Origin of the sequence: Pseudomonas idahonensis (assembly GCF_037903935.1) — a bacterium.
GTDB classification, from domain to species: Bacteria; Pseudomonadota; Gammaproteobacteria; order Pseudomonadales; family Pseudomonadaceae; genus Aquipseudomonas; species Aquipseudomonas danubii.
Genome location: NZ_CP149586.1, coordinates 4,852,543 through 4,877,443 on the forward strand (window position 1 = coordinate 4,852,543; position 24,901 = coordinate 4,877,443).

The following is a 24,901-nucleotide window of genomic DNA, read 5'->3' on the forward strand; positions in this document are numbered from 1 at the left end:
GAGCCAAGCGGGAGACACAAGCGCAGGCACATGAAATCCCTGTCGAAACGGTTCGCTATCGACCGCCTACAGCTCGAAGCGCAACTCCGGCCAGATCGGCGGGGTGCCGCGCTTTTGCGACTCCAGGATTGCCCGGCACAAAGGGCAGAGTCGTTGATCCTGGAAAATCGTCCGATCCACACTCGACCAGCGCGGCTGCGCGGGCAACAAAGTGCCACACAAGGTCCGATCGGCAGAACCACCCAACTCCAGCTGACGCGTCACCAGATGCACTCGAACTTCCTGGCAGGCGAACAGGTCAAGCTGTTCATCAGGCTCGATCAGTTGATAGGCAAACAGGGACCAGGCGGGACGCGGCATCGGGGGCTCCAAATCGGGGGCGCCACATTAGCCGAAACACTGCCACTAGAAAAGCGTCAAAGCAGCGGTTTTAGCGTCGGCCAGACATTTTCCAGCAACTTGTCCTGAGCCGCGGCTGTAGGGTGCAGACCGTCTGCCTGCATCAGTTCGGGATGACCACCGACCCCATCAAGAAAAAACGGTACCAGCGCCACCTTTTTGTCACTGGCCAACTGGCCATAAACCTGAGCGAACGCCTGGGTGTAGCGCACACCATAGTTGGGCGGCAACTGCATGCCCAACAGCAGCACCTTGGCACCACTGGCCTGGGCACTGTCGATCATCGACGCAAGATTTTGTTGCAATTGCTGAGGCGGCTGGCCGCGCAGGCCATCGTTGCCGCCCAACTCGAGGATCACCACCTCAGGCTTATGCTCTGCAAGCAGCGGCGGCAGCCGCGCCAGGCCACCGGCACTGGTGTCGCCACTGACCGAGGCGTTGATCACTTTGTCGGTGAAACCCTGGTCCTTGAGCCGCTTCTCCAACAGAGCCACCCACCCCTCGCGGGTATCCAGGCCGAAAGCCGCACTGATACTATCGCCCACGATCAGGACCGTACCCGCCGCTGCGTTCTGGGCCATGCACATCAAGGCCAGGCCGGCACTCAAAAACCATACACGCATCGGATTCTCCATGGGCGCAAGCATTCTCACTGCGCGGAACCTTAGCAAAGTGGTTCCTAGCGCGGAAGGTGAACTGACCATCCTTCATGAACTCAGCCTGGAGCTGAACCAGGGCGACAGTCTGGCCATAGTCGGTGCCTCGGGTTCCGGAAAATCCACACTGCTCGGTTTGCTGGCAGGACTCGACCTGCCCAGCAGTGGTGAGGTCACCCTCGCCGGCCAGGCCTTGAGTCGCCTGGATGAAGATCAGCGAGCACGGGTCAGGGCCGAGCACGTTGGGTTCGTGTTTCAATCCTTCCAGTTGCTCGACAGCCTCAACGCCCTGGAAAACGTCATGCTGCCCCTGGAACTGGATGGCCGCCGCGACGCCCGTGAGCGCGCCACCGAGTTGCTGCGACGGGTCGGCCTCGGCCAGCGCCTGAGCCACTCGCCTCGCCAGCTTTCCGGCGGTGAGCAACAACGAGTCGCCATCGCCCGGGCCTTTGCCGCCGAACCCGACGTGCTGTTTGCCGACGAACCTACCGGCAACCTCGACAGCCACACCGGTGAACGCATCAGCGACCTGCTGTTCGAACTCAACAAGGAGAGCGGCACGACTCTGGTGCTGGTGACCCATGATGAACGCCTGGCCCATCGTTGCCGGCGCCTGATCCGTCTTGAAGCGGGCTTGCTGGTCGCCCCTCTGGAGCCTTGATGGCACGTCTGCCGCTGTTGCGTCTGTTCAGCCTCGCCCTGCGCCAGCTGTTGCGCGATGCCCGCGCCGGGGAGTTACGGGTGCTGTTCTTTGCCTTGCTGGTGGCTGTGGCGGCGAGCACCGCCATTGGTTATTTCGGCGCCCGACTCAACGGAGCCATGCTGCTGCGGGCCACCGAGTTTCTCGGGGCTGATCTGCTTCTGGAGGGCAGCTCACCGGCACGCCCGGAACAGATCGACAGCGGGCAGGCACTGGGACTCGATCATGCGCGCATCGTCGAATTCTCCAGCGTTATCGCCACCGACACTGGCATCCAGCTGTCGAGTATCAAGGCAGTGGACAATGCCTACCCACTACGCGGCCAACTCAAGAGTGCGGCAGCGCCCTACGGCGTTGAAGAGCCCGGTGGCGGTCCAAAGGCCGGTGAAGCCTGGGTCGAATCGCGCCTGCTGACCGCGCTGAATCTGAAGATCGGCGACAGCATCGATGTCGGCACGCAACCCCTGCGGCTGGCTCGGGTCCTGACCTATGAGCCCGACCGAGCCGGCAACTTCTATAGCCTGACGCCTCGAGTGCTGATCAGCCTGGACGATCTGCAAGCCACCGGCGTCGTCCAGCCGGGCAGCCGGGTCAGCTACAAGGAGCTCTGGCGCGGCCCGGCACCGGCCCTAGAGAGCTATCGCCAACTGATCAAGCCGGGGCTGGCGCCCAACCAGCGACTGCAGGATGCCCGCGATGGCAACCAGCAGATTGGCGGCGCCCTGGGCAAGGCCGAGCGTTACCTGAACATGGCCAGTCTGGTAGCCGTGTTGCTATCCGGGGTCGCCGTCGCCTTATCGGCCAATCGTTTCGCAACCCGGCGCTTCGATGCCAGCGCCTTGCTACGCTGCCTCGGTCTGTCGCGACGGGAAACCATGTTGCTGTTCAGCGTGCAATTGGGACTTCTGGGGCTCCTGGCCAGCGTCAGCGGCGCACTGCTGGGGTGGTTGGCCCAACTTGGCCTGTTCTATCTGCTGCATGACCTGCTGCCCAGCGATGTGCCTCCAGGTGGCCTGCTCCCGGCCATTGCCGGTATTGGCACCGGGTTGGTGGCCCTGGCAGGGTTTGCCCTACCGCCCCTGGCTGCCTTGGGGCGGGTCCCGCCACTTCGCGTGTTACGTCGTGACCTGCTGCCAATTCCTTCCAGTACCTGGATGATCTACGGCGCCGCCCTGTTTGCCCTGGGCCTGATCATGTGGCGCCTGAGTCTGGATCTGATCCTGACCTTTGCACTGCTCGGCGGTGGACTGATAGCGGCACTGGTACTGGGTGGGTTACTGCTTCTGGTGCTGCAAAGCCTGCGTCGTCTGCTGGCCCGCTCCTCCCTGCCCTGGCGCCTGGGACTGGGCCAGTTGCTGCGGCATCCCCTGGCGGCAGCCGGACAGTCCCTGGCCTTTGGTCTGATTCTGCTGTCCATGGCACTGATTGCCCTGCTGCGGGGCGAACTGCTCGATACCTGGCAGAACCAGTTGCCGAAAAATGCCCCCAATTACTTTGCACTGAATATCCTACCCGCCGAAAAACAGGCTTTTAGCGAACGCCTGGTACAACTTTCGGCCCCTTCGGCGCCGCTGTATCCAGTGGTTCCAGGACGCCTGGTGAGCATCAACGGCGAGCCTGTAAGGGAGATAGTCAGCAAGGACTCCAGTGGCGACCGCGCGGTACAGCGCGACCTGAGCCTGACCTGGGCCGCCGACCTGCCGGCCGGCAACCGCATCACCGAAGGCAACTGGTGGTCAGCACAGCCCGCCGACGCTGTGCCCGGCGTATCGGTGGAGGCCAAGGTTGCACAAAGCTTGAAACTGAAACTGGGCGACCAACTGACCTTCACGGTCGCGGGCGTTAATCGGGAAGCCCGGGTTACCAGCCTGCGCAGCATCAACTGGGACAACTTCCAACCGAACTTCTTCATGATCTTCCAGCCAGGCACCCTGAAAGACCTGCCTGCCACCTACCTGACCAGCTTTTACCTGAGCCCGGGACACGACCAGCAGGTCATCGAGCTATCCAGGGCCTTTCCAGCGGTGACTATTCTTCAAGTGGAGGCCTTGCTGGAGCAACTGCGCAGCATCCTGGCCCAGGTCACTCTGGCAGTGGAGTATGTATTGCTGTTTGTCCTGGCGGCCGGAATGGCAGTGCTGTTTTCCGGCCTGCAGGCCACGTTGGACGAGCGCATTCGCCAAGGCGCCCTATTACGCGCGCTCGGTGCCGAGAGGCGGTTGCTGGTCAAGGCTCGGCGGATCGAGTTCGGTCTTCTCGGCGCAGTCAGCGGCCTGCTGGCGGCCCTGGGTAGCGAACTGGTCAGCCTGGTGCTTTACCGGTTCGCCTTCGACCTGCCCTGGCACCCACATCCCTGGCTGTTGCTGCTGCCGCTGATAGGCGCGCTGTTGGTGGGTGGGGCCGGGGTTTTCGGCACCCGCCGGGCATTGAACGCCAGCCCGTTGAGCGTCCTGCGCGAAGGGTGAAGAGCAACAGCTCACCAGCACAGGCTGGCGAGCCTACTTCTCATAGTCGATCTGATTGATCCACCAGCAGGTTTCGCCAGCCGGCGTATGAACAATGGCCTCGTCGCCCACTTCCTTCTTCAGCAGCGCCCTGGCCATGGGCGAGTCGATGGAAATGTAGTCCTTGCGCAGATAGATCTCGTCGTATCCAACGATACGAAAGCGCTTGATCTCGGCAGCCTCGTTTTCCACTTCTACCCAGGCGCCAAAGAACACTCGCCCTTCCTGCTCTGGCGCGTAGGAAACCACCTTCATGTCTTCCAGACGCTTGCGTATGTAACGCACCCGGCGATCAATTTCCCGCAAGAGTTTTTTGTTGTACTGATAGTCCGCGTTCTCACTGCGGTCACCCAATGACGCGGCCCAAGTGACCTTCTGGGTAATATCCGGGCGCTTCTCCCGCCACAGATAATCCAACTCCTGCTTCAGAGCGTCGTAACCATCCTGTGTGATGAGCTTAGTACTCAATTGGCTTGTCACCTTCCAGCCTTGTACATGCTGTTCTGTTATTTGAATGAGCTGATGCACTCGGCCCGTCATGGGAGGGTTGTTGCCCCCCCTCACCCAGCCAGGCAGCACTATCAGATTTGTCCGATTTAGATTTCAGAGAGGTCAGCCAATCATAGAGCCAAATAGCTGAGGCTTACGGCACAAGACACACCTTAAGTAACAGTGTTTGCACCCAGCCTGAGGCACAACTTGAAACCTACTTATCCAAAGCACCCGCCAATACTGACCAACACCTCTAAAAACAAAGGGAACGCACTAAATGGGCAACATCATTATCGTCGATGACCATCCTCTGATTCGACTGGCCATCAGGTCGGTGCTGGAACCCCACCATCACACCATCGTTGCCGAAGCCGACAACGGTGCGGACGCGGTGCAACTGGTGCGAAAGCACATGCCGGACCTGTTGATCCTCGACCTGGGTATTCCCAACCTGGACGGTTTTTCGGTCATCGCCCATATCAAGTCTGCGGACCTGCTTGTAAAAACCCTAGTCCTGACTTCCAGTGACTCGAAGAACTTCGCCCTGCGATGCCTGCAAGCGGGAGCCGCGGGTTTTCTGTGCAAGACTGAAAACCTTCACGAACTGGCCAATGCGGTTAAAGCCATTCTGTCCGGGTACAGCTACTTCCCGGAAGACACCATCAATATCCTGCAGCAAAACACCAATGCCGCCAGTCAGGAGAGCGTGTTGATCTCGCGCCTGACCGATCGCGAGATCACGGTGCTGAAGCTCCTGGCAAGCGGCCTCAACAACCAGCAGATTGCCGACGCTCTGTTGATCAGCCACAAGACCGTCAGTACCTACAAGGTTCGCTTACTCAAGCGCTTCAACATTTCCAACCTCGTGGCGCTGGCCGATCTGGCAAAACGTAACGCCGTAGTTTGAACATTAACCCGTTGTCGCTTGACTCATGACCAGCAGTAACTGCAACCGGGACTATCCCAATCAGTGCTTGTTAGGTGGGGTCACAATCTGAATACGGCGCAGTTCAGCAACAAACTGTACAGCGCCGCCGAAACCTCTATGCAACTAGCGGCGAATGATCAGGCCTTGGCGAGCGACGCGGGTCAGTTGCTTGATGACTTCAGCAGCATCCGCTGCACTGGGGGCCGGAATGACCGCCAGATCAAAGCTATCGCTGGCAAAACGTGCCAGAGACTCGCCCTCTTCAACAAACTGAATCAAAAAGGCCGCCGGGCCCGGGGAACGCCGTGGCCAGCCGTCGAGGTAACGCAACAAGGTGGGTTGATGTTTGCCGCCAAGAAGGATTTTCGGGTTGCGCTGGGAAAGGCTCGCCGTAATCGGCGCAAGACGTACAAGGGGGCGTGGTGCATTCATCGTATTGTGTCTCTGCCTCAAGTTTCTGCCGGGCAGGTGAGAGGCAACACCGAACCAGCGCTTTAGCGGTATTTCGAAGCCAGAATATAGCTTCTAACAGTGATCTTTCGACTCACTTGGCGCCCCGCAAGTAGCTGTTTAAATCGGCGCATGAGCAGCATCCTAGAGAAGCCAGCAGGTCAGTGTCAAGATTTCCCAACAACGAAAAAGGCCTGCATTGGCAGGCCTTGGAAATTTTCCTGGCAGTTGATCCAGAGCCGCCGAAGACCAACTTGACGGATGAATCGAGCTCGTCAAATCACTTGGTTATTGCTGCATCCACAGACAACTTGCCAGCACCTTCGAACAGGACCGCGACAGTACCGCCCAGCAGAGCCAGGGCGAACTCATAGCCGTTATTGGCCATGAACAAACCATTGCCGATATGCACCGAGAAGATCGCCACCAACAAGGTAAAGGACAAGCCCAGAGCTGCCGGACGCGCCAGCAAGCCAATGACCAGCGCCAAACCAGCGAAGAACTCGGTACCACCTGCCAACAATGCCATCAGATACCCAGGAGCCAGACCAATGCTCTCCATCCACTGAGCCGTTCCCGCCAGACCGCCTCCCCCGAACCAGCCGAAGAGTTTCTGCGAACCGTGGGCCGCAAAGATGATGCCGACGAAGATCCGCAAAACGCTCAAGCCGTAACCGGCGCGAGTACTCAGTAGGTTTTTGATCAATGTGCTCATGCTCTGTAGTCCTGTGTATGGTGGGGAAGTTGGTCGCCATATTAATCAATTTTTATCATGCTAAAAGCGCAAAAAACCCAAGATAAAAATCAGTTTTTTCGATTATTTGCGAGACGCAACTTTTCGCTCCTGAGGCTCCAGAGAGCCTCGCTCGCGGTCAAAGGCCAGATAGTATTTATTGACGCTATTAACATAGCTGACCGCGCCCATGCCCACCTGCTCCATGGCAATACGCTCAACCTGGAAAAACCATTGATTGGGATTCAGTCCACGGCGCCGGGCCTCGCTGCGCATTCCTTGTACCCGTTCCGGGCCCATGTTGTAGGCCGCCAGGACGAACGCCATGCGCTCGCGTTCGTTAAGCTTGGGGCTGGAGAAGAACTTGCGGCGGATCATCGCCAGGTACTTGGCACCGGCCTGAACATTGTTGTCCAGAGACTGGATATTGTTGACCCCGACCCTTTGCGCCGCCGAAGGCGTGATCTGCATCAGCCCGGTTGGACCGCTGCCGCTCCTGGCGCTGGGCTGCAAGGCCGACTCCTTGAAAGCCAGGGCCGCCAGATTCAGCCAGTCCATACCCTGCTCCCCCGCATGCTTCTGCAACACCGGCCGCAGTTTTTCCAGGCGCTGACGATCGGCCCTAGCCAGGGGGTAATGCACCTGGTACTGGCGACGATAGATGCGCAAGAAGGCTACATCCTGGTCCGCCGGAGTCTTATAGGTCTTGAGGAAACGATCGATACTTGCCCGCAACATCGAGGCATCGCGCCGGACAAACCAGTGCTCCTCTCCCGGCTCACTGATCTTCAATTGCCTGTCAAAACGCAACTTGGGCAGGATCTTGCTCCAACGCTCGGCAATCGGCTGCTCGACAATGGTCAGGTGGAAGATCCCGCCCTGGACCATTTCCAGCACATCTTCCACCGCCAGACTGGGGTCCACCCACTCGACCTTGATCGGCGCCAGCTTGTGCAACGCAAGTTTCTGATTGATCTGACTCACCGCATCCCCTGCGGCGCTACCGGTGGTCAGGGTCAGGGTCTTGCCGGACAGCTGTTCGATACGCGTGTAACGACGCTCGCCCTTGATCCCCACCAGCAGTAAGGGAACATTGCTGACGATCGGATCGCTGGAACTGACCGCATGCCCTGGCTGAGCCTCCAACAACTCACCGGGAGCCACCAGATCCCCTTCTCCTCGCTGCAAGGCGCCAAGCAGTTGATCCTTGGCTTTGGGAATGATCTTGAGGCTGATTTCCTGACCGTCACGGGCATGGCCGTTGAGATACTGCTCGAACGAGCGCAAACGATGGTACTCGACGCCAATGGCCTGGCCCTGGACTTCACCGGAACTATTGCGGCTCTGGTTGACCAGTACCCGCAGAACCCGACTGCTGCGGATCTCCGCCAGGTCGCGGACCTTTCCCGCAGCCTGGGTTTCCGACGGCCCCGCCAAGCGCGCCATGGCCGGCAATGGCAGTAGCAACGTCAGGCACAGCGCGAGCAATATCGAGGGTCGGGTCATCCGTTCTCCGCAAAGAATACTGTTCAACCCTTCGTCGTTTTTTGAAGAATTGATCGACAGAAACAGAGCGCCATGAGCACTGGCAAGGTGCGAAAGACAAACGCAATGACAGTAAAAAGCCTGAGCATTACGTTCTTCCGGCAGCAAAAGACAGCGTTAACTCTTTGTAGTTCTTGGTTTTTCTTATAAATCTACAGCTCTGATATGCTTTCCGGCCGCAGGCGGAGATAGCACCATGCAACTCATCGATATCGGCGTCAACCTGACCAATCCCTGTTTTGCCGAAAAACACCAAGCCGTTCTCGATCGTGCTTATGAGGCTGGGATCTGCCAATTGGTCCTGACCGGAACCAGCGTCGAAGGTAGCGAACAGGCCCTGGAACTGTGCCAGCAACTGGACAGCAACGGGCAGCGACTGTTCGCCACCGCGGGCCTGCACCCTCACGCTGCCAGCGACTGGAATGCCGACAGCTCGCGGCGTTTGCGCGCATTGCTCAGCGAACCACGGGTACGTGCAGTGGGCGAATGCGGACTGGACTTCAATCGCGACTTCTCCCCCCGCCCACAACAGGAAAAAGTCCTGGAAGAACACTTGGCGCTGGCGGTCGAGCTGCAACTGCCGGTGTTCCTCCACGAGCGCGACGCCAATCAGCGTCTGCTGGATATCCTGCGGGACTTTCGTGACCGTTTGCCAGCAGCCGTGGTGCATTGCTTCACCGGTGAACAACGGGCGCTGTTCAGTTACCTTGATCTTGACCTGCACATCGGCATTACCGGCTGGATCTGCGACGAACGCCGGGGCACCCACCTGCACCCACTGGTACGCAACATTCCCTGCGGGCGTTTGATGCTGGAAAGCGATGCCCCCTATCTGCTGCCGCGCAGCCTGCGACCAAAACCGAAGAACGGCCGTAACGAACCGGCCTATCTGACCGAGGTCTTGAGGGAAGTGGCACTGCACCGGGAAGAGACCCCGAAAGACCTGGCCAACCACAGCACCGCCTGCTCCAGAGCTTTCTTCCGCTTGCCAGAGATTGCTTGACTCATATCAAGATTTTTCCGAGATCATGACGGCACAATAATGGCACCTTGCCAATACTGTTCCGCTCAATCAGAGAAAACCTTCTATGGGTGCCTGGCTTAGCAATATCTCGTTGAAATACAAATTCTGGGCGGTCAATGCGGTCGCCTTTGTCACCACCTTGCTATTGGTGCTGTACGCCGTGCAACTGGAGCAGCAGGCACGTAGCCAGACCGCCCAGGCCGCCGCCCATAGCCAGGCCCTGCTGCTCAATGCCTGGCCTGCAGGACAGCCCCTGCCCACCGATGAACACCTACTGACTTTCTCCCAGGGACAGACGCCCAGTTTCAACGACCAGGCGTTGCCCGAGCTGAACGGCGCCAACGGCTGGATCGAGATCAACCACATGCCGCTGTTCGGTACCAACCCGTTGCTGGGCGCCGAAGTCGTCCATCGCGCCGACGGCCAGCAGGTCGCAGTCCTGGCCCACGCTCCAAGCCTGGCCCAGGTCTTCAGTGACCGCTTCACCAACTATGCGGCGGCCGTATTCATCCTGATGTTCGCCATGCTCTGCGCCTCGCAGTTGCTGATTCGCTTTCTCCTCAGCCAACTCAATACCCTCAAGGACGTCATGCTGCATGTTGAGAAGACCGGCGATCTGTCTGCCCGCGTACCGCTCTCCTGTAAGGACGAGGTGGGCCAGATGGCCAGCGCGTTCAACGCCATGCAGGCCGGCTACCAACGGGTGGTGAATACCGTGGCCAATACCGCTCGCCAATTGGATCAGGGCGCCGCGCGCCTAGCCTCAAGCATGAATGATGTACGCCACGGCATGCTCGGCCAGCAGAGCGAAACCGATCAGGCCGCCACCGCCATCAACGAAATGTCCGCTACCGTCTACCACATTGCCCAGCATGCAGGTGCCACTCGTGACCTGTCGCAAACTGCCGACACCCTGGCCGGCACTGGCCATGAAGTGGTCGGCCGAGTGCAGAAATCCATCGCTGGGCTGTCCAGTGGCGTGCAACAAACTGCCGAGATGATTCAGAAACTCGCCGAGGACAGCCAGAAAATCAACGGCGTGGTCAACGTCATCCACAGCATCGCCGAGCAAACTAACCTGCTGGCGCTCAACGCCGCCATTGAGGCCGCACGGGCCGGCGAAATGGGTCGCGGCTTTGCCGTGGTGGCAGATGAAGTACGCAACCTGGCCAAACGCGTACAGGCCTCGACCGACGAAATCACCGGCATGGTGTCCGCCCTGCAAGCCGGTACCCGCGATGCGGTGGACTTCATGCAGGAAAGCTCGTTCAAAGCCGACGACTGCGTGCAGCAGGCACAGGAAGCCGGGGCGGCACTGGCGGAAATCACCGGCGCAGTGGCACAGATGCGCGAAAGCAACACTCAGATCGCCGTCGCCGCGGAACAGCAGAGCCAGGTGGCCGAAGAAATGAATAGAGCGGTGGTCAGCATTCGCGATGTTACCGAAAACACCGTGCAGCAGACCGTTGCTTCCGCCACGACCAGCAGTGAACTGGCGACCCTGGCCGGCGAATTGAGCAAGGCCATCGGCCAGTTGAAGCTCTGATCCGCCAGCATGAGCCGCTGCCCCATAGCAACCACCTGCCCTCACCCCACTGGCTATCGAACCGATAGCCAGCCTTGATTCGCCGCCAAACCGACTGAGCCCTATTCTTGGTCCATGAGTTTTCAAGCACTAAGGATGATCATCATGGGCAAACGTCACCCCAACCTCCCCGCCTGGCAATGGCGCGTCTACCCGCACAGCCACCAGCATCCGACCAACCTGGTTTTGCACCTGATCGCCGTCCCGCTGTTCATTGTCGGTTTTCTGCTGATTGCTTCGGGAGTGTTCTCCCTGAGTTTCCTGAGCCTGGCCATTGGCGTGCTCGGAGTGCTGGCTGCCCTCGGTTTGCAGCGTCACGGCCATAGCCTGGAGGCACAAGCCGGCGAACCATTCAGCGATCGCAAAGATGCAGTGCATCGCCTGCTAATGGAGCAGTTCGTGACCTTTCCACGCTTTGTCCTCAGCGGTGCCTGGTGGCGTGCCTGGCGGCAACGCCACCGTCACTGACGGATCAGGCGAAGATGGTTACCGTCTGCCGACTCAGGGCAATCAGTTGCCCCTCAGGACTCCACAACGCGGCGGCAGCGTGCCCGTAGCCATCGCGGGCATGCTCGATTTCCACCCGGTACTTGCACCAGTCCAGGGTGCTGATTGACAACAACGGCTGGACGAATTCAATGGTCCAGGTCAGGGTGCTGCCCGCCGCAGGCTTGTTCAAATGCGGTAACAGGGCCGGTGGCCAGGCATCCACCAGCGCCAGGATATGCGCCTCGGTCACAGGCTCCTCTTTGACATCCCCCCGCAGGCGCACCCAGCCCCCCATGTCCCGGGAACGGTTGCCAGTGAAGGGCATGCCGCCGACGCTCCAACGCATTGCCAAATGACGCATGAATTCCGGCGTCACGCCCTTGATGTAGGGCAGTTCCTGGCACTCCTCCCAATGCTTCATCTCAGGGGCCGGAAGGGCGCCGACACTGACCACAGACTCGCGGGAAGCGCCAAAGCTGCCCTGCACCAGGGTCACCACTTGGCCGTCCTGCATGACGCGCCCCAGCACCTGGCTGACAGCCTTGCCTTCGCGCAGCACATCCACTTCAAAGCTGACAGGCACATCCGGTGACACTGGGCCGACAAAGGTGACCGCCAAGGAACGTACCGGTCGGTCCAGCGGGACCTTGGCCCGCATCGCTTCGTACTGCAAGGCAACCACCAGGCCACCAAAACTGGCACGCCCCTGAGCCCACTCGGCCGGAATGGTCAACGCCTGGGGCTGGCCGCGTACGGCCTCAAGCAAATCGTAAAAACGCATGAAAACCTCAAGGGGCAAAAAATAGACTCAAGGATCTTAACCAGCGTCGCGGAGCCGCACAGCCACTATTCTGGCCAAAGCAGCGGACAGATAAGCCGCACAACGGTAGTCAGTTCCTGAAGCAATCGCCATGAAGCTTGTCCAGTACCTGGTCGGCGCGGGCCTGGGACTTGTGCATGGTTTTACGCCAGGTGGCGACACAGGGCAGCAAGTCCTTCTGCTGTTCGGCCTGGGCCAGCCATTGCCAGCAATCATGCCAATCCCCCAATGCCCCTTGGGCTGCCTTGAGGCGTTTCATGGCTTGGGGTGGCAAACGATCCAGTTCGGGGTATGCATCGGCGGCGTAGCGCACACGCTTGATCAACAGTCGCAGGCGATGCCGGTCGTGGGCCGGATCACGCAACGCCTCACCCAGGGCTTTCCACTGCTTGGACAAGCGTTTTTCAATCTTTCCTCGTAAACCACGCAGCAGCCCCTGACGCTCGGAGGCCCGTAGAAACCGCGGAAACGCATCCAGTACCAGAAACAACTGCGCCAACGGCGGCCCGCCGGCGATCGCCGAATACTCCCCTTGCAACTGAGCGGTACGGCACTCGGCGGCAGCGTGCAGGCCATGCTGATACAGATAAGCGGCCAACACTTCGCGGTCACGAATCGGCGTCGTCAGCTGTCCGACCTCACTGGCTGCAGCCTCCAACTGCTCGACACCAGGCAAACCGCGCAATGGACGCAACAAGCTGCGCAAGCGGCGCACAGTGATACGCAAGTCATGCAGTGCCTCGGCATCAGTGGCGGCAGCCAGTCGCGCCTGACAAGCCAGCAAGCTCACTTCCAGGCTCAGGATCTGAACCACCAATCGATCAACCAAGGCAGACATCAGGCTTTCCCCAATACGGCTCACAAGCCCTACATGGGCTTATCCGACTCAAGAATGACACCCCAGGCCCAAGAACGGCGTTGCGCCATATCATTGGGGTCCAGGGTGGAGATTCACCGCTTCAGCGTAGCGGCTGGCGCGGCTCAGCGCCCGGCGCGGGACTCACGAATATAGAAGCGCGCCTTCTCGGCTTTCTTGGTGCACCCTTCAAAGGCCTCGAATTGCTGCTGAGTCTTGGCCCCGGTTAGCAACGACAAGGCCTTGGAATAACTCACAGTGCCGGCGAAACCTTCAGCCTTGGCCAGGTCCAGCTCGCGCCAGGCGGCGTCCAGCTGAGTGCCACAGCTGTCGCGGTAGGCGGTCTTGCCTGCGCAACCGGTCAGTACCAATGCCATCAGGGGCAAGCAGATCCAGGCTTTCATCAATGACACCTCAAGAAAAGAAAACAGTCGTACAGGTTAAGACGATGGCAGCGTAAAAAAGTGCCTGACGCAACCCTTGGAAAATATAGCCGCAGGAGCATAGCCGCGCGGCCCGAGCCCCCCAAGGAAAAAACACCGGACAGGTCCGGCCTTACATCAGCAATTGAACCCCAGGCCGCTATGGGTGCATTGTTGCAACCTGTTTGGCGAAGGGACGAATCATGAACAAACGTGTCGCATTGGTACTCGGCTCGGGAGGCGCTCGCGGGTACGCCCATATCGGGGTCATCGAGGAGATCGAAAGACGCGGGTATGACATCGCCTGCATCGCCGGTTGCTCCATGGGCGCCGTGGTGGGCGGCATCTATGCCGCAGGCAAGCTCGCCGAGTATCGGGAGTGGATCGAAAGCCTGGATTACCTTGATGTACTGCGCCTGGTGGACGTGAGTTTCCGCCTAGGGGCGATTCGCGGCGAGAAAGTCTTCGGCCAGATCCGCAAGATCGTCGGTGAAGTGAATATCGAAGAGCTGCGCATTCCCTACACTGCGGTAGCCACTGACCTGACCAATCAACAGGAAATCTGGTTCCAGGAAGGCTGTCTGCATCAAGCCATGCGCGCGTCCGCAGCCATCCCCAGCCTGTTCACCCCGGTGATGCAGGGTAACCGCATGCTGGTGGACGGCGGTCTGCTCAACCCACTGCCGATCGTGCCAGTGGTCTCCAGCCATTGCGACCTGATCATCGCGGTCAACCTCAACTCCACCAACCAGCGCCATTATCAGTTACCAGTGATCCAGCGCCCCCCGGCGTTCAAAAGCCGCTTTGACAGCCTGATCAACTCCCTGGGCTCGCACCTGCCGTTCCGGCGTAAACAGGCCGAACAACTATTGCTGCTGGAACAAGAGGCCTTCAAGAGCCAAGCCGCCGAGATCAATCCCTGGGTCGAAGGTGCCGAACCGGAATCCCAGCAACCGGCCGCTGCGCCAGAAACCGACGGCGCGCCCAAGTCCGCCAGCGGTTCGTTCATCATCGACAACGTCGGTCCGGCCTCGCTACTGGACCTGGTGAACCAGAGCTTCGAGGTCATGCAGACGTCCCTGGCCCAATACAAGATCGCCGGCTATCCACCGGACATATTGATCAACGTGCCCAAGCGCGTGTGCCGGTTCTTCGAGTTCTACAAGGCCCCGGAACTGATCGCCCTGGGTCGTGAAATCGCCAGCGATACCCTGGACCGCTACGAACAGGAACAATAGCAAGCCCCGACATTCCAGCCCTCTAAGGCTCAGGGCTCGCTCCCCAAGAGACGGTAGCCAACCCCCGCCTCGGTGACGATGAACCGTGGTTGGGTCGGATCATCCGCCAGTTTCTGGCGTAAATGCCCGACCACGATCCGCAGGTAATGACTGTCCTCGGTGTGGGTCGGCCCCCAGATGTCCTTGAGCAGCTGCTGCTGGGTGATCACCCGACCGGGGTGTCGTGCCAGTTGCGCCAGCACAGCGTACTCCTTGCGCGTCAGGGCCACTTCCTGACCATCGAGCAGTACCCGACGGTAGGCCAGGTCCACCGTCAGCGGCCCAACTTGCAACGCCGCTTCCTGCACCTCCCCCACCGGCGCCTGGCGCAACAGGGCGCGGATGCGTGCCAGGAACTCCTGGATGCCGAAAGGCTTGGTCACGTAATCGTTGGCGCCACCGTCCAGGGCTTCGACCTTCTGCACCTCGCTGGCACGCACCGAAAGCACCAGCACGGGCACCGTCGACCACTCGCGAAACTCGCGCAGTACCTGCTGGCCATCCATGTCCGGCAGCCCCAGGTCGAGCACCAGCAGATCCGGCTTGTTCAGTGCCGCCTGGGCCAGGCCCTCGGTACCGGTACCGGCTTCAATCACTTTGTATCCTTGGGACGCCAAGCTGATGCGCAGGAACTTGCGGATCTGCGGCTCGTCGTCGATGACCAGGATGGTCGCGGTCTGGCTCATGGGTTCAATTCAAGACAAATAAGAGGCAAAAGAGTAGCGCAAGGCTGCTCCGGTAATCCCGGTAGCGCTTGCGTTGCGAGGTATGAGTGCGTTCTACAGGTATTCACAGATCCTGCTCAAGCTCCGGCTGGGTTTGCAATGGCAAGTGCAAGGTGATGCAGGTGCCATGGCCGTCAATGCCATCGGCGACACTGATATGCCCGCCGTGGGCACCAACCATGCCCTGGCAAATCGCCAGGCCCAGCCCCGTTCCCTGCCCTCCCCGATCGCCACGGGCAGCGGTATAGAACATGTCGAAGATCTTCGCCCGCTCCTCTTCGGGAATCCCCGGGCCCTCATCGCTGACGGCAAAGCTCAATTCATGCTCATCGGCACTGACCTTGAGTTGCAGGCGACCCTGGTTTGGCGAAAAGCGTGCGGCGTTCTCCAGGACATTGACCAGTGCCTGCTCGATCAGGGCGGCATGCACATGGAGCAACGGCAGGTCCGCTGGCAATTCGGTGCTCACCTGCAGCGGCGCCAGCACCGCACGCAGGCGGTTCAGAGCGCTGCCAACTATGTCCCCAGGCGCGACCCAGTCGCGAGCCAGTTTCAACGCACCATGGCCGAGCCGGGTCATGTCCAAGAGGTTCTGGATGTAGCGATCCAGGCGCTCGGCCTCATCCCGCGTGCCTTCCAGGAGTTCACGCCGGTCTTCCAGGGGAATCGCCTCCCCCAGCGCCAACAGGCTGTCGATGCTGCCGCGCATCGAAGTCAGCGGTGTGCGCAGATCGTGGGACACCGAGGCCAGCAAGGCACTGCGTAACTGTTCGGTTTCACCGCGCAGTCGCGCCGCCTCCAAATCCTCCGCCAGACGCGCCCGAGCCAGCGCCTGGGCCAGGGGCTGGCTGAGGGCGGTGAGCAGGCGGCGACGCTGGCCACTGAACTCTTCGCCTTCCCTGGGACAGACACCCAACAAACCCAAGGGGCCGTCATCCACCGACAATGGCCACCACCACCAGCGCCCGAAGGGCAAGGTCCCGGTCCCCAGCCCCGCAGGCTGATCGTGCTGCCAGGCCCAATCGGCCGCCGCACGCTCAGCCTCGGAGAACTGCGGCGAGCCACCGGTTTCAACTTTCCAGCCCCCCTGCCCGTCGCGATTGAGCAGGCAGATACGCAACTCATCACGCCCATGCAGGTGCTGGGCTGCGGCACTGATCACCGCTTGCCGGTCAGTGGCAGCGGTGAGCTTGCGTGACAGGTCCAACAGTTCACCGGTTTCCTCCTGGGTCTCGCGCAGGGCCTGCAACTGCCGCCGCTGGCGCGCCGCCAGGTTACCGGTGAGCGCAGCCATGAGCAGGAAAAACAGCAGAGTCAGCACATCCTCTTCACGCTGGATGGCAAAAGAGAAACTCGGCGGGATAAACAGAAAGTCATAGCACAAGAACGACAGCGCCGCGCAAGCCAGGGCCGGCCCCAGGCTGCTGCGCACGGCCACCAGCAACACTGCGGCAAGAAACACCAGGGAAATGTTCGGCAACGGCAGCACACTGGCCACCCCCCAGGCCAGGGCACTGGCCAACACGGTCGCCAACAGCGCCAGGGCATAGTCGAACCACAACAGCGAATGCTTGGCTCGCAAACCCGGCTGATGGGGTTGTGGCTCGCTGTCCAGGACGTTGATTTCCAGGCCGTCGGCATTACGCAGGAGGCGTGCCGCCAGGCCACCACCAAACCAGCGCCGACGCCAGCGGCGGCTGGATTGCCCCACCAGCAACAGACTGGCGCGGCGTTCGCTGGCGTGCTGGATCAGGGTCTTGGCCACCTCGCCAGCCCGCAGCAGGACCACCTCCCCGCCCAGGCGCTCAGCCAATTGCTGCGCCGCCTGCAAGCGCAGGCGCGACTGCTCGTCCCGCAGCCGGCCGTTGTCCACATGCACCAGGCTCCAGGGCAAATGCCGACGCTGGGCCACACGACTGGCATGGCGTACCAGGCGCTCGGCCTGGGCATCGCCATCAATGCCCACCAGCAAACGCCCACGCACCGCCGGAGCCGCCTGCCCCAACTGGCGATAGCCCAGGGCCAGGTCGTTATCCACCTGGGCCGCAGCAGTCTGCATCGCCAACTCCCGCAGCGCGGTGAGGTTGGTCTGGGTGAAAAAGGCATCAATGGCCGCCCGCGCCTGCTCCGGTACATAGACCTTGCCATCCCGCAGGCGCTCCAGGAGCTCCCGCGGCGGCAGGTCGACCAGCAGCAATTCATAGGCCTCCTGCAGTACCCAGTCGGGCAGCGTCTCGCGGACCTGGACCCCAGTGATGCCGCGCACCTGATCGTTGAGGCTCTCCAGGTGCTGGACGTTGACCGTGGTGAACACGTCGATACCCGCCGCCAGCAGCTCCTGGATATCCTGCCAACGCTTGGCATGCCGGCTGCCCGGCGCATTGCTGTGGGCCAGTTCGTCCACCAGCACCAGCTTGGGCCGGGCCTTCAACAGGCCATCCAGGTCCATCTCTTCGAGCACCACCCCACGGTATTCCGAGCGCACCAGGGGCTGCTGCGGCAAGCCGCTCAGCAGCGCTTCGGTCTCGGCACGACCGTGGGTTTCCACTACCCCGGCGAGCACCTTGACCCCTTGGCGCATTTGCGTGTGGGCAGCCTGAAGCATGGCGTAGGTCTTGCCGACGCCGGGAGCGGCGCCAAGAAAGACCTTGAGCCGGCCGCGGCCATCCCGGGGCAGATCAGCTAGCAGCGCGTCGGCGCGGCCGGAATCACTCATGGGTTATCTCTCTGCAACAAAACAATCGGTTCAATCCGCACTCTAGACGCTGCCACCCGCACGAACGGCAGCGGTTACAGATTCTCCAGGGCCTGGTTCAGGGCCAGTACATTGACCACCGGCGGCCCCACCAGCGGCCGCTCGATATGTGCCTGCACCAGCGCCTGTAGCTTAGCCGCCGGCAGATTGCGCGCCGCCGCGACCCGCGCTAGTTGATAGTCAATCGCCTCGGGTGGCAAGTGCGGATCAAGGCCGCTGCCGGAGGTGGTCAGCAAGGCCAGCGGCACCGGCCCTTGACCTGGCACCTGGAGCTTTTGGGCATCGTCGATCACCCGCGTGGCCAGGGCCGGGTTGCTCGGCGCCAAGTTGCTGGCACCACTGGACACCGTGGCAAAGGCTGCTGCCGATGGGCGAGGATGAAACCAGGCATCACCGACAAAATCCTGGGCAATCAGGGCCGAACCACGCACCTTGCCCTGGGCATCACGCACCAGGCTGCCATTGGCCTGATCCGGGAACGCCACCTGAGCCACACCGGTCACCACCAATGGATAGGCCACGCCAGTAATCAGACTCATCAACACAATCAGGCTCAAGGCCGGACGCAATACGCTAGTCATTTCTCAATCCTCGATTCATTCAATGCCGCAGGCGAGTTACACCAGGTGCAAGGCAGTCAGCAGCATGTCGATCAGCTTGATCCCGACAAAGGGCACCACGATCCCACCCACACCGTAGATCAGCAGGTTGCGCCGCAGCAGGTGGGCGGCACTGGCGGCCTGGACCCTGACCCCGCGCAACGCCAGAGGGATCAGCACCACGATGATCAGGGCGTTGAATACGATCGCCGAGAGAATCGCGCTCTGCGGGCTGGTCAGGTGCATGATGTTGAGCACGCCCAGCTGTGGATAAATCGCTGCGAACAGCGCCGGCAGAATGGCGAAGTACTTGGCGACATCGTTGGCGATGGAAAAGGTGGTCAGGGCGCCACGGGTCACCAACAGCTCCTTGCCGATCTGCACCACGTCCAGCAGCTTGGTCGGATCACTGTCCAGGTCGACCATGTTGGCCGCCTCGCGGGCCGCCTGAGTGCCGTCGTTCATCGCCATGCCGACATCGGCCTGGGCCAGTGCCGGGGCGTCGTTGGCACCGTCGCCGCACATCGCCACCAGGCGTCCGTCGTTCTGCTCGTGACGGATGCGCGCCAGTTTCTTCTCCGGCGTGGCTTCGGCCAGTACGTCGTCGACCCCGGCTTCAGCGGCGATGGCGGCAGCGGTCAGCGGGTTGTCGCCGGTCACCATGACAGTGCGAATCCCCAGCTTGCGCAACTCGGCGAAACGCTCGCGGATACCCGGCTTGACCACATCCTTGAGGTGAATGGCCCCAAGCATCCGGCCTTCGCCGCACACCAGCAGTGGAGTACCACCGCTCTGGGCGATCTTGTCGATTTCCCGGGACAGAGCCGGCGCCAGGTCGCTGCGCTTGAGGCCGACAAAGTTCAGCACCGAATCCACCGCCCCCTTGCGATAGATCCGGCCCTGGTAATCGACGCCGGACAGGCGGGTTTCCGCACTGAATGGCACGGCGGTCAAGACTTCAGGAGCCGGTTCAGGTTGTGGATAAAGCTCGCGCAAGTACTCGACGATGGATTTGCCTTCGGCAGTGTCATCCGCCAGCGAAGCCAGCAATGCTGCTTCGGCCAGCTCACGAGCGTTCACACCGGGAGCCGGATGAATGGCGCTGCAACGACGGTTGCCGAAGGTGATGGTGCCGGTCTTGTCCAGCAACAACACATGCACATCCCCCGCAGCCTCCACCGCACGCCCGGATTTGGCGATCACATTGAGGCGTACCAGACGATCCATCCCGGCAATGCCGATGGCCGACAGCAGGCCACCGATGGTGGTGGGAATCAGGGTCACCAACAACGCCACCAGGAACACCAGCGGCAGGCTGCCATTGGCAAAGTGGGCGAAGGGCTGCAGGGTCACCACCACCAGCAGGAAGATCAGGGTCAGGCCGATCAACAGGATATCCAGGGCCACTTCGTTGGGCGTCTTCTGCCGCTTGGCACCTTCCACCAGGGCGATCATGCGATCCAGGGTCGACTCGCCGGGATTGCTGGTGATGCGCACCAGCAGCCAATCGGAAACCAGCCGGGTGTTGCCGGTCACCGCTGAGCGATCGCCACCGGACTCGCGGATCACTGGTGCCGACTCACCGGTAATCGCCGCCTCGTTGACCGCGGCAATGCCCTCGATCACCTCGCCGTCCCCCGGGATCATTTCCCCGGCTTCAACCCGCACCACATCGCCTTTGCGCAGGTTGATCGCCGGCACCACCTGATAGGTGCCCTCGCTGGTGCGACGGCGAGCACTCAAGCCTTCGCTGCCGGCCTTGAGGCTGTCGGCCCGGGCCTTGCCACGGCCCTCTGCCAGGGCTTCGGCAAAGTTGGCGAAAAGCACGGTGAACCACAGCCAGAGGGCTATCTGTGCCGCGACGAACGTCGATACCGAGGTATCCGGCACGAAACACAGCACAGTGGTCAGGATTGCCGTCAACTCCACCACCAACATCACCGGCGAACGTTGCAACTGGCGAGGGTCGAGCTTGACGAAGGCCTGAATCAGCGCCGGGCGCCACAGAGCAGAGATCGCGGTGCTCGAAGATTCGGCCTGGGTACGCTTGGCCTTGGCGGCCGAGTCAACAGCCTTGTTCGAGGCAGGAACATGCATATTCATCATCAGGTCCTCAGAAGCCCATGCTCAAGTGTTCAGCGATTGGGCCCAACGCCAGGGTCGGCAGGAAAGTCAGGCCGCCCACCAGCAAAATGGTCACGGTCAACAAGGCCACGAACAACGGGCCGTGAGTGGGAAAGCTGTTCTGGCCGATGGGGGCGGGCTTCTTCAGCCCCAGGCTGCCAGCCAGGGCCAGCACCGGCAGGATGTAGCCGAAACGTCCAATCAGCATGCCCAGGCCCAGCATCAGGTTATGGAAGGGGGTGTTGGCACTGAAGCCACCAAAGGCCGAGCCGTTGTTGGCGCTGGCTGAGGTGTAGGCATACAGCAACTGGCTGAAACCGTGAGGCCCTGGATTGCTGATGGCTCCGGCCGGGCCAGGCAGGCTGGCGGCCAGGGCACCGAGGACGAGGACGCCAATGGGCATGACCATCAGGGTCACTACCAGCAATTGCACTTCCTTGGCCTGAAGCTTCTTGCCCAGGTATTCCGGGGTGCGACCGATCATCAACCCGGCAAGAAATACCGCGATCAGTACGTTCAACAGCATGCCGTAGAGACCCGCGCCGACACCGCCGAAGATCACTTCCCCCACCATCATGTTGATCAGCGCCACCATGCCGCTCAGAGGATTCAGGCTGTCATGCATGCCGTTCACCGAGCCATTGGACGCGGCCGTGGTGGTCACCGACCAGAGCACCGTGGCAGTGGTGCCGAAGCGCGCTTCCTTGCCTTCCAGAGGTGCCGCCTGCTCCACCGCAGCATTCTGCAACGCCGGATTGGGCTGGTACTCCGCCCACAACGAGGTGGCGCCGCCAATCAGGAACAGGGCAAACATGCAGGCAATGATCGCGCGGCTCTGGCGCAGATCCTTGACGTAGTGGCCGAAAGTGAATACCAGGGCCACGGGAATCAGGATGATCGACACCAACTCGAACAGGTTGCTCCAGGCACTGGGATTCTCGAACGGGTGAGCCGAGTTGACACCGAAGAAGCCACCACCATTGGTGCCCAACTGTTTGATGGCGATCTGGCTCGCCGCCGGGCCCAGGGGAATCACCTGGTCGTTACCTTGCAAGGTAAGGGCATCCACGTAGTGGGCAAAGGTCTGGGGCACGCCCTGCCAGACCAGGAACAACGCCAGCAACAGACTCAGCGGCAGCAAGCCATAGAGAGTCGCGCGGGTCATGTCGACCCAGAAGTTGCCCAGGGTGCGCACCGAACGCCGGCCAATGCCGCGGCACAAGGCAACCAGCACCGTCAGCCCGGTAGCAGCGCTGACAAAGTTCTGCACGGTCAGGCCGACCATCTGGCTGAGGTAGCTCAGGGAGGCCTCACCACTGTAGGACTGCCAGTTGGTATTGGTCATGAAACTGACGGCGGTGTTGAACGCCTGGGTCCATTCCTGTCCCGGAAGATTCTGCGGGTTGAGTGGCAGATACCCCTGAAACAGCAGGATGGCAAACAGCAGGACAAAACCCGCCAGGTTGAAGGCCAGCAAGGCCAGGGTGTATTTCTGCCAACTCTGCTCGTCTTGTGGATCGACCCCGGAAATCCGGTAGCACGCACGCTCCACCGGCCCCAGCACCGGGGTCAGCCAGGTGCGCTGGCCTTCCATGACCTTGTAGTAGAAACGTCCCAGCCAGGGCGCGGGCAACAGCACCAGGGCAAAGAAGGCGAGGAGCAGCCAATAGTCATAACTGTGCATAACCGCAGCTCCTAGTTCCGATCCGCGCGCAGCAGCGCAACCAGTAGATAAACGAACAGGCCCACTGCCAGCAGCAATGACACCGCGTCCAGAATGTTCATGGAATGTCTCCGAGGTACGGCGATTGCCGCGAATGCAGCCATTGTCCGCAGGGTGCCTGTAAAGGAACGAGATCGACGGGGTGGGAGGCCCATAAAGAAAGCGTAAAGACTGGCTTTATGCGGCGTTTACCTGGGCAGTTGAAAGACGACAGCGGCTGCCCCTATGCTCCCCTGCCCCAATCGAAGGCACCGGGATGCACCACACTGATATCGATCGACGACAAAAACCTGGAAAACATCCTCGATACGACCGCTTTCCTGGCTTTACGACGGTCGCCACGAGACTGGCATGGGCGCTGCACAGGCCAGTCCCGAGCACTTCCAACCGTTCAGGGAGCAACCGATGAACACACAACTCAAGCCCACTCTGGGCACGCTGCATTTATGGGGTATCGCGGTCGGTCTGGTGATTTCCGGGGAATACTTCGGCTGGAGCTATGGCTGGGGCGTGGCCGGAACCCTTGGTTTCCTCGTGACCTCTTTACTGGTCGCCACCATGTATACCTGCTTTATATTCAGTTTCACCGAGCTGACCACGGCTATTCCCCATGCAGGAGGCCCCTTTGCCTACAGCCGGCGCGCCTTTGGTGAGAAAGGCGGCTTGATTGCAGGGTTGGCCACTTTGATCGAATTCGTCTTTGCGCCACCGGCGATTGCCCTGGCCATTGGCGCCTACCTGAATGTGCAGTTTCCGGCGTTGGACCCCAAGCATGCTGCCGTGGGGGCCTACCTCGTCTTCATGGGCCTGAACATCCTCGGGGTAAAACTGGCGGCTACCTTCGAACTGGTGGTGTGCGTACTGGCGGTGGCAGAGCTACTGGTATTCATGGGCGTGGTAGCACCGGCCTTCAGCTTCAGCAATTTCGCCCTCAATGGCTGGGCCGGAGCCGACACCTTCGGTGCCCCGGCAATTGCCGGAATGTTCGCCGCCATCCCCTTCGCCATCTGGTTCTTCCTGGCCATCGAGGGTGCGGCCATGGCCGCCGAAGAAGCCAAGGACCCCAAACGCACCATTCCCAAGGCCTACATCAGCGGCATTCTGACCCTGGTACTGCTGGCCATGGGGGTGATGTTCTTCGCTGGCGGAGTGGGTGACTGGCGCACCCTGGCCAATATCAACGACCCGTTGCCCCAGGCGATGAAAGCCGTGGTGGGCGACAGTTCCGGCTGGCTGCACATGCTGGTGTGGATCGGCCTGTTTGGCCTCGTGGCCAGCTTCCACGGGATCATCCTCGGCTATTCGCGGCAGTTCTTTGCCCTCGCCCGTGCCGGCTATCTGCCAGCATCCCTGGCCAGGCTGTCACGTTTCCAGACGCCACACCGGGCGATCATCGCCGGCGGCCTGATCGGTATCGCCGCGATCTACAGCGATGGCCTGATCAACCTGGGCGGCATGACCCTGACCGCCGCAATGATCACCATGGCGGTATTCGGCGCCATCGTGATGTACATCATGAGCATGCTCAGCCTGTTCAAACTGCGCCGGACCGAACCGGACCTGCCACGCAGCTTCCGCGCCCCGGGCTACCCGCTGGTACCCGCCATCGCACTGGTACTGGCGCTGGTGTGCCTGGTGGCCATGGCCTGGTTCAACGCGCTGATTGGCCTGATCTTCCTCGGCTTCATGGTGCTGGGTTTCATTTACTTTCAGCTCACCGCACAACTGCGGGCCGATGCCCCGGCGGATGCCATGCTCACCGGTTTGTAAGCATCGGGCACTACTGGCCAGAACAATCAGGCATACAATGGAACCAGTGCGAAACGCTTTAACTCAAAGCATTACAGGCAGTCCCGAGGGCGAACCTTCGTCCTCGGGAAACTGCCGTTCAAGGAGAGCCCTATGCCCTGGTATGCCTGGTTGATTCTGGTGGTTGCTATCGGTTCGATCGTCGGCGGCTTAATGATGCTGCGCGACACCGCCCACAAGGTGGAACTGACTGATGAGCAACGTAAACGCGTAGCCGAACGCAACGCGGAAATGGATGCCAAAGAAGCGCAGGATCGTTAATCCCGTCAGCCCCTTCGTCCTGCAT

At 60.9% G+C, this 24,901-nt stretch carries 24 protein-coding genes; 9 read left to right on the forward strand and 15 right to left on the reverse strand.

Annotation, left to right across the window (positions count from 1 at the left end):
• Nucleotides 1-66: 66 nt before the first annotated feature.
• Complete coding sequence (locus WIN67_RS21710) at nucleotides 67-360, reverse strand: hypothetical protein (protein WP_007931378.1); 294 nt, start codon at nucleotides 358-360, stop codon at nucleotides 67-69.
• Between the two features lie 56 nt (nucleotides 361-416).
• Nucleotides 417-1,022, reverse strand: a complete 606-nt coding sequence (locus tag WIN67_RS21715) for an arylesterase (RefSeq protein WP_339070037.1) — start codon at nucleotides 1,020-1,022, stop codon at nucleotides 417-419.
• Nucleotides 1,023-1,032: 10 nt separating this feature from the next.
• On the opposite strand from WIN67_RS21715, the gene WIN67_RS21720 reads away from it, so the two are divergent.
• Together WIN67_RS21720 and WIN67_RS21725 are read left to right on the forward strand one after the other, a co-directional pair.
• A complete protein-coding gene (locus tag WIN67_RS21720) occupies nucleotides 1,033-1,716 on the forward strand; it encodes an ABC transporter ATP-binding protein (protein ID WP_102860886.1) in 684 nt (227 codons plus the stop codon).
• Nucleotides 1,716-4,220, forward strand: a complete 2,505-nt coding sequence (locus WIN67_RS21725) for an ABC transporter permease (RefSeq protein ID WP_339070038.1) — start codon at nucleotides 1,716-1,718, stop codon at nucleotides 4,218-4,220. Before WIN67_RS21720 ends, WIN67_RS21725 begins: the two co-directional genes overlap by 1 nt.
• Nucleotides 4,221-4,253: 33 nt before the next feature.
• On the opposite strand, the gene greB is transcribed toward WIN67_RS21725, so the two are convergent.
• Entirely contained in the window at nucleotides 4,254-4,727 is a 474-nt protein-coding gene (gene greB / locus WIN67_RS21730; RefSeq protein WP_102860884.1) for a transcription elongation factor GreB, read from the reverse strand.
• 301 nt (nucleotides 4,728-5,028) lie between these two features.
• On the opposite strand from greB, the gene WIN67_RS21735 reads away from it, so the two are divergent.
• A complete protein-coding gene (locus tag WIN67_RS21735) occupies nucleotides 5,029-5,658 on the forward strand; it encodes a response regulator transcription factor (protein WP_102860883.1) in 630 nt (209 codons plus the stop codon).
• Nucleotides 5,659-5,802: 144 nt separating this feature from the next.
• Here the strand turns inward: WIN67_RS21735 and WIN67_RS21740 are convergent, their stop codons facing one another.
• The 3 genes from WIN67_RS21740 to WIN67_RS21750 form a co-directional block, all read right to left on the reverse strand.
• Nucleotides 5,803-6,111: a hypothetical protein gene (locus WIN67_RS21740; RefSeq protein WP_102860882.1), complete on the reverse strand. Its 309-nt coding sequence runs from the start codon at nucleotides 6,109-6,111 to the stop codon at nucleotides 5,803-5,805.
• 298 nt (nucleotides 6,112-6,409) lie between these two features.
• Nucleotides 6,410-6,844: a DoxX family protein gene (locus tag WIN67_RS21745; RefSeq protein ID WP_102860881.1), complete on the reverse strand. Its 435-nt coding sequence runs from the start codon at nucleotides 6,842-6,844 to the stop codon at nucleotides 6,410-6,412.
• Nucleotides 6,845-6,946: 102 nt separating this feature from the next.
• Nucleotides 6,947-8,368, reverse strand: a complete 1,422-nt coding sequence (locus tag WIN67_RS21750; RefSeq protein ID WP_250329431.1) for a transglycosylase SLT domain-containing protein — start codon at nucleotides 8,366-8,368, stop codon at nucleotides 6,947-6,949.
• A gap of 235 nt (nucleotides 8,369-8,603) precedes the next feature.
• On the opposite strand from WIN67_RS21750, the gene WIN67_RS21755 reads away from it, so the two are divergent.
• The 3 genes from WIN67_RS21755 to WIN67_RS21765 all read left to right on the forward strand — a co-directional run bounded on the left by WIN67_RS21755 (nucleotide 8,604) and on the right by WIN67_RS21765 (nucleotide 11,484).
• On the forward strand, nucleotides 8,604-9,410 hold the full coding sequence (locus WIN67_RS21755) for a TatD family hydrolase (protein WP_339070040.1): 807 nt from the start codon (nucleotides 8,604-8,606) through the stop codon (nucleotides 9,408-9,410).
• 85 nt (nucleotides 9,411-9,495) lie between these two features.
• Nucleotides 9,496-10,977 carry a methyl-accepting chemotaxis protein gene (locus tag WIN67_RS21760; protein ID WP_102880451.1) on the forward strand — a complete coding sequence of 494 codons (1,482 nt, stop codon included), beginning with the start codon at nucleotides 9,496-9,498 and terminating at the stop codon, nucleotides 10,975-10,977.
• A gap of 144 nt (nucleotides 10,978-11,121) precedes the next feature.
• On the forward strand, nucleotides 11,122-11,484 hold the full coding sequence (locus WIN67_RS21765) for a terminase (protein ID WP_339070041.1): 363 nt from the start codon (nucleotides 11,122-11,124) through the stop codon (nucleotides 11,482-11,484).
• Between the two features lie 4 nt (nucleotides 11,485-11,488).
• Here the strand turns inward: WIN67_RS21765 and WIN67_RS21770 are convergent, their stop codons facing one another.
• The 3 genes from WIN67_RS21770 to WIN67_RS21780 form a co-directional block, all read right to left on the reverse strand.
• A complete protein-coding gene (locus tag WIN67_RS21770) occupies nucleotides 11,489-12,286 on the reverse strand; it encodes an acyl-CoA thioesterase (RefSeq protein WP_170003839.1) in 798 nt (265 codons plus the stop codon).
• A 109-nt stretch (nucleotides 12,287-12,395) separates the two neighbouring features.
• Nucleotides 12,396-13,163, reverse strand: coding sequence for a CHAD domain-containing protein (locus WIN67_RS21775; RefSeq protein WP_110594589.1), 768 nt, complete (start codon nucleotides 13,161-13,163; stop codon nucleotides 12,396-12,398).
• A gap of 143 nt (nucleotides 13,164-13,306) precedes the next feature.
• A complete protein-coding gene (locus WIN67_RS21780) occupies nucleotides 13,307-13,585 on the reverse strand; it encodes a hypothetical protein (RefSeq protein ID WP_102860875.1) in 279 nt (92 codons plus the stop codon).
• A gap of 221 nt (nucleotides 13,586-13,806) precedes the next feature.
• On the opposite strand from WIN67_RS21780, the gene WIN67_RS21785 reads away from it, so the two are divergent.
• Entirely contained in the window at nucleotides 13,807-14,841 is a 1,035-nt protein-coding gene (locus WIN67_RS21785; protein ID WP_102880454.1) for a patatin-like phospholipase family protein, read from the forward strand.
• Between the two features lie 29 nt (nucleotides 14,842-14,870).
• Here the strand turns inward: WIN67_RS21785 and WIN67_RS21790 are convergent, their stop codons facing one another.
• The 6 genes from WIN67_RS21790 to kdpF form a co-directional block, all read right to left on the reverse strand.
• Nucleotides 14,871-15,566, reverse strand: coding sequence for a response regulator (locus tag WIN67_RS21790; RefSeq protein WP_102860873.1), 696 nt, complete (start codon nucleotides 15,564-15,566; stop codon nucleotides 14,871-14,873).
• 103 nt (nucleotides 15,567-15,669) lie between these two features.
• On the reverse strand, nucleotides 15,670-18,321 hold the full coding sequence (locus WIN67_RS21795) for a sensor histidine kinase KdpD (RefSeq protein WP_339070042.1): 2,652 nt from the start codon (nucleotides 18,319-18,321) through the stop codon (nucleotides 15,670-15,672).
• A gap of 74 nt (nucleotides 18,322-18,395) precedes the next feature.
• A complete protein-coding gene (gene kdpC / locus WIN67_RS21800) occupies nucleotides 18,396-18,941 on the reverse strand; it encodes a potassium-transporting ATPase subunit KdpC (protein WP_296414703.1) in 546 nt (181 codons plus the stop codon).
• A 36-nt stretch (nucleotides 18,942-18,977) separates the two neighbouring features.
• Nucleotides 18,978-21,062, reverse strand: coding sequence for a potassium-transporting ATPase subunit KdpB (gene kdpB, locus WIN67_RS21805; RefSeq protein ID WP_102880457.1), 2,085 nt, complete (start codon nucleotides 21,060-21,062; stop codon nucleotides 18,978-18,980).
• A 10-nt stretch (nucleotides 21,063-21,072) separates the two neighbouring features.
• Nucleotides 21,073-22,767 (reverse strand): potassium-transporting ATPase subunit KdpA, encoded by a 1,695-nt coding sequence (gene kdpA, locus WIN67_RS21810; RefSeq protein ID WP_102880458.1) that lies wholly within the window; start codon nucleotides 22,765-22,767, stop codon nucleotides 21,073-21,075.
• Nucleotides 22,768-22,778: 11 nt separating this feature from the next.
• Nucleotides 22,779-22,868: a K(+)-transporting ATPase subunit F gene (gene kdpF, locus WIN67_RS21815; protein WP_016964080.1), complete on the reverse strand. Its 90-nt coding sequence runs from the start codon at nucleotides 22,866-22,868 to the stop codon at nucleotides 22,779-22,781.
• A 343-nt stretch (nucleotides 22,869-23,211) separates the two neighbouring features.
• Here kdpF and eat point away from each other — a divergent pair, with 343 nt between their 5' ends.
• Nucleotides 23,212-24,576 carry an ethanolamine permease gene (eat, locus tag WIN67_RS21820; protein WP_102880459.1) on the forward strand — a complete coding sequence of 455 codons (1,365 nt, stop codon included), beginning with the start codon at nucleotides 23,212-23,214 and terminating at the stop codon, nucleotides 24,574-24,576.
• A 132-nt stretch (nucleotides 24,577-24,708) separates the two neighbouring features.
• Complete coding sequence (locus WIN67_RS21825; RefSeq protein WP_020796133.1) at nucleotides 24,709-24,876, forward strand: DUF2897 family protein; 168 nt, start codon at nucleotides 24,709-24,711, stop codon at nucleotides 24,874-24,876.
• Nucleotides 24,877-24,901 lie beyond the last annotated feature (25 nt).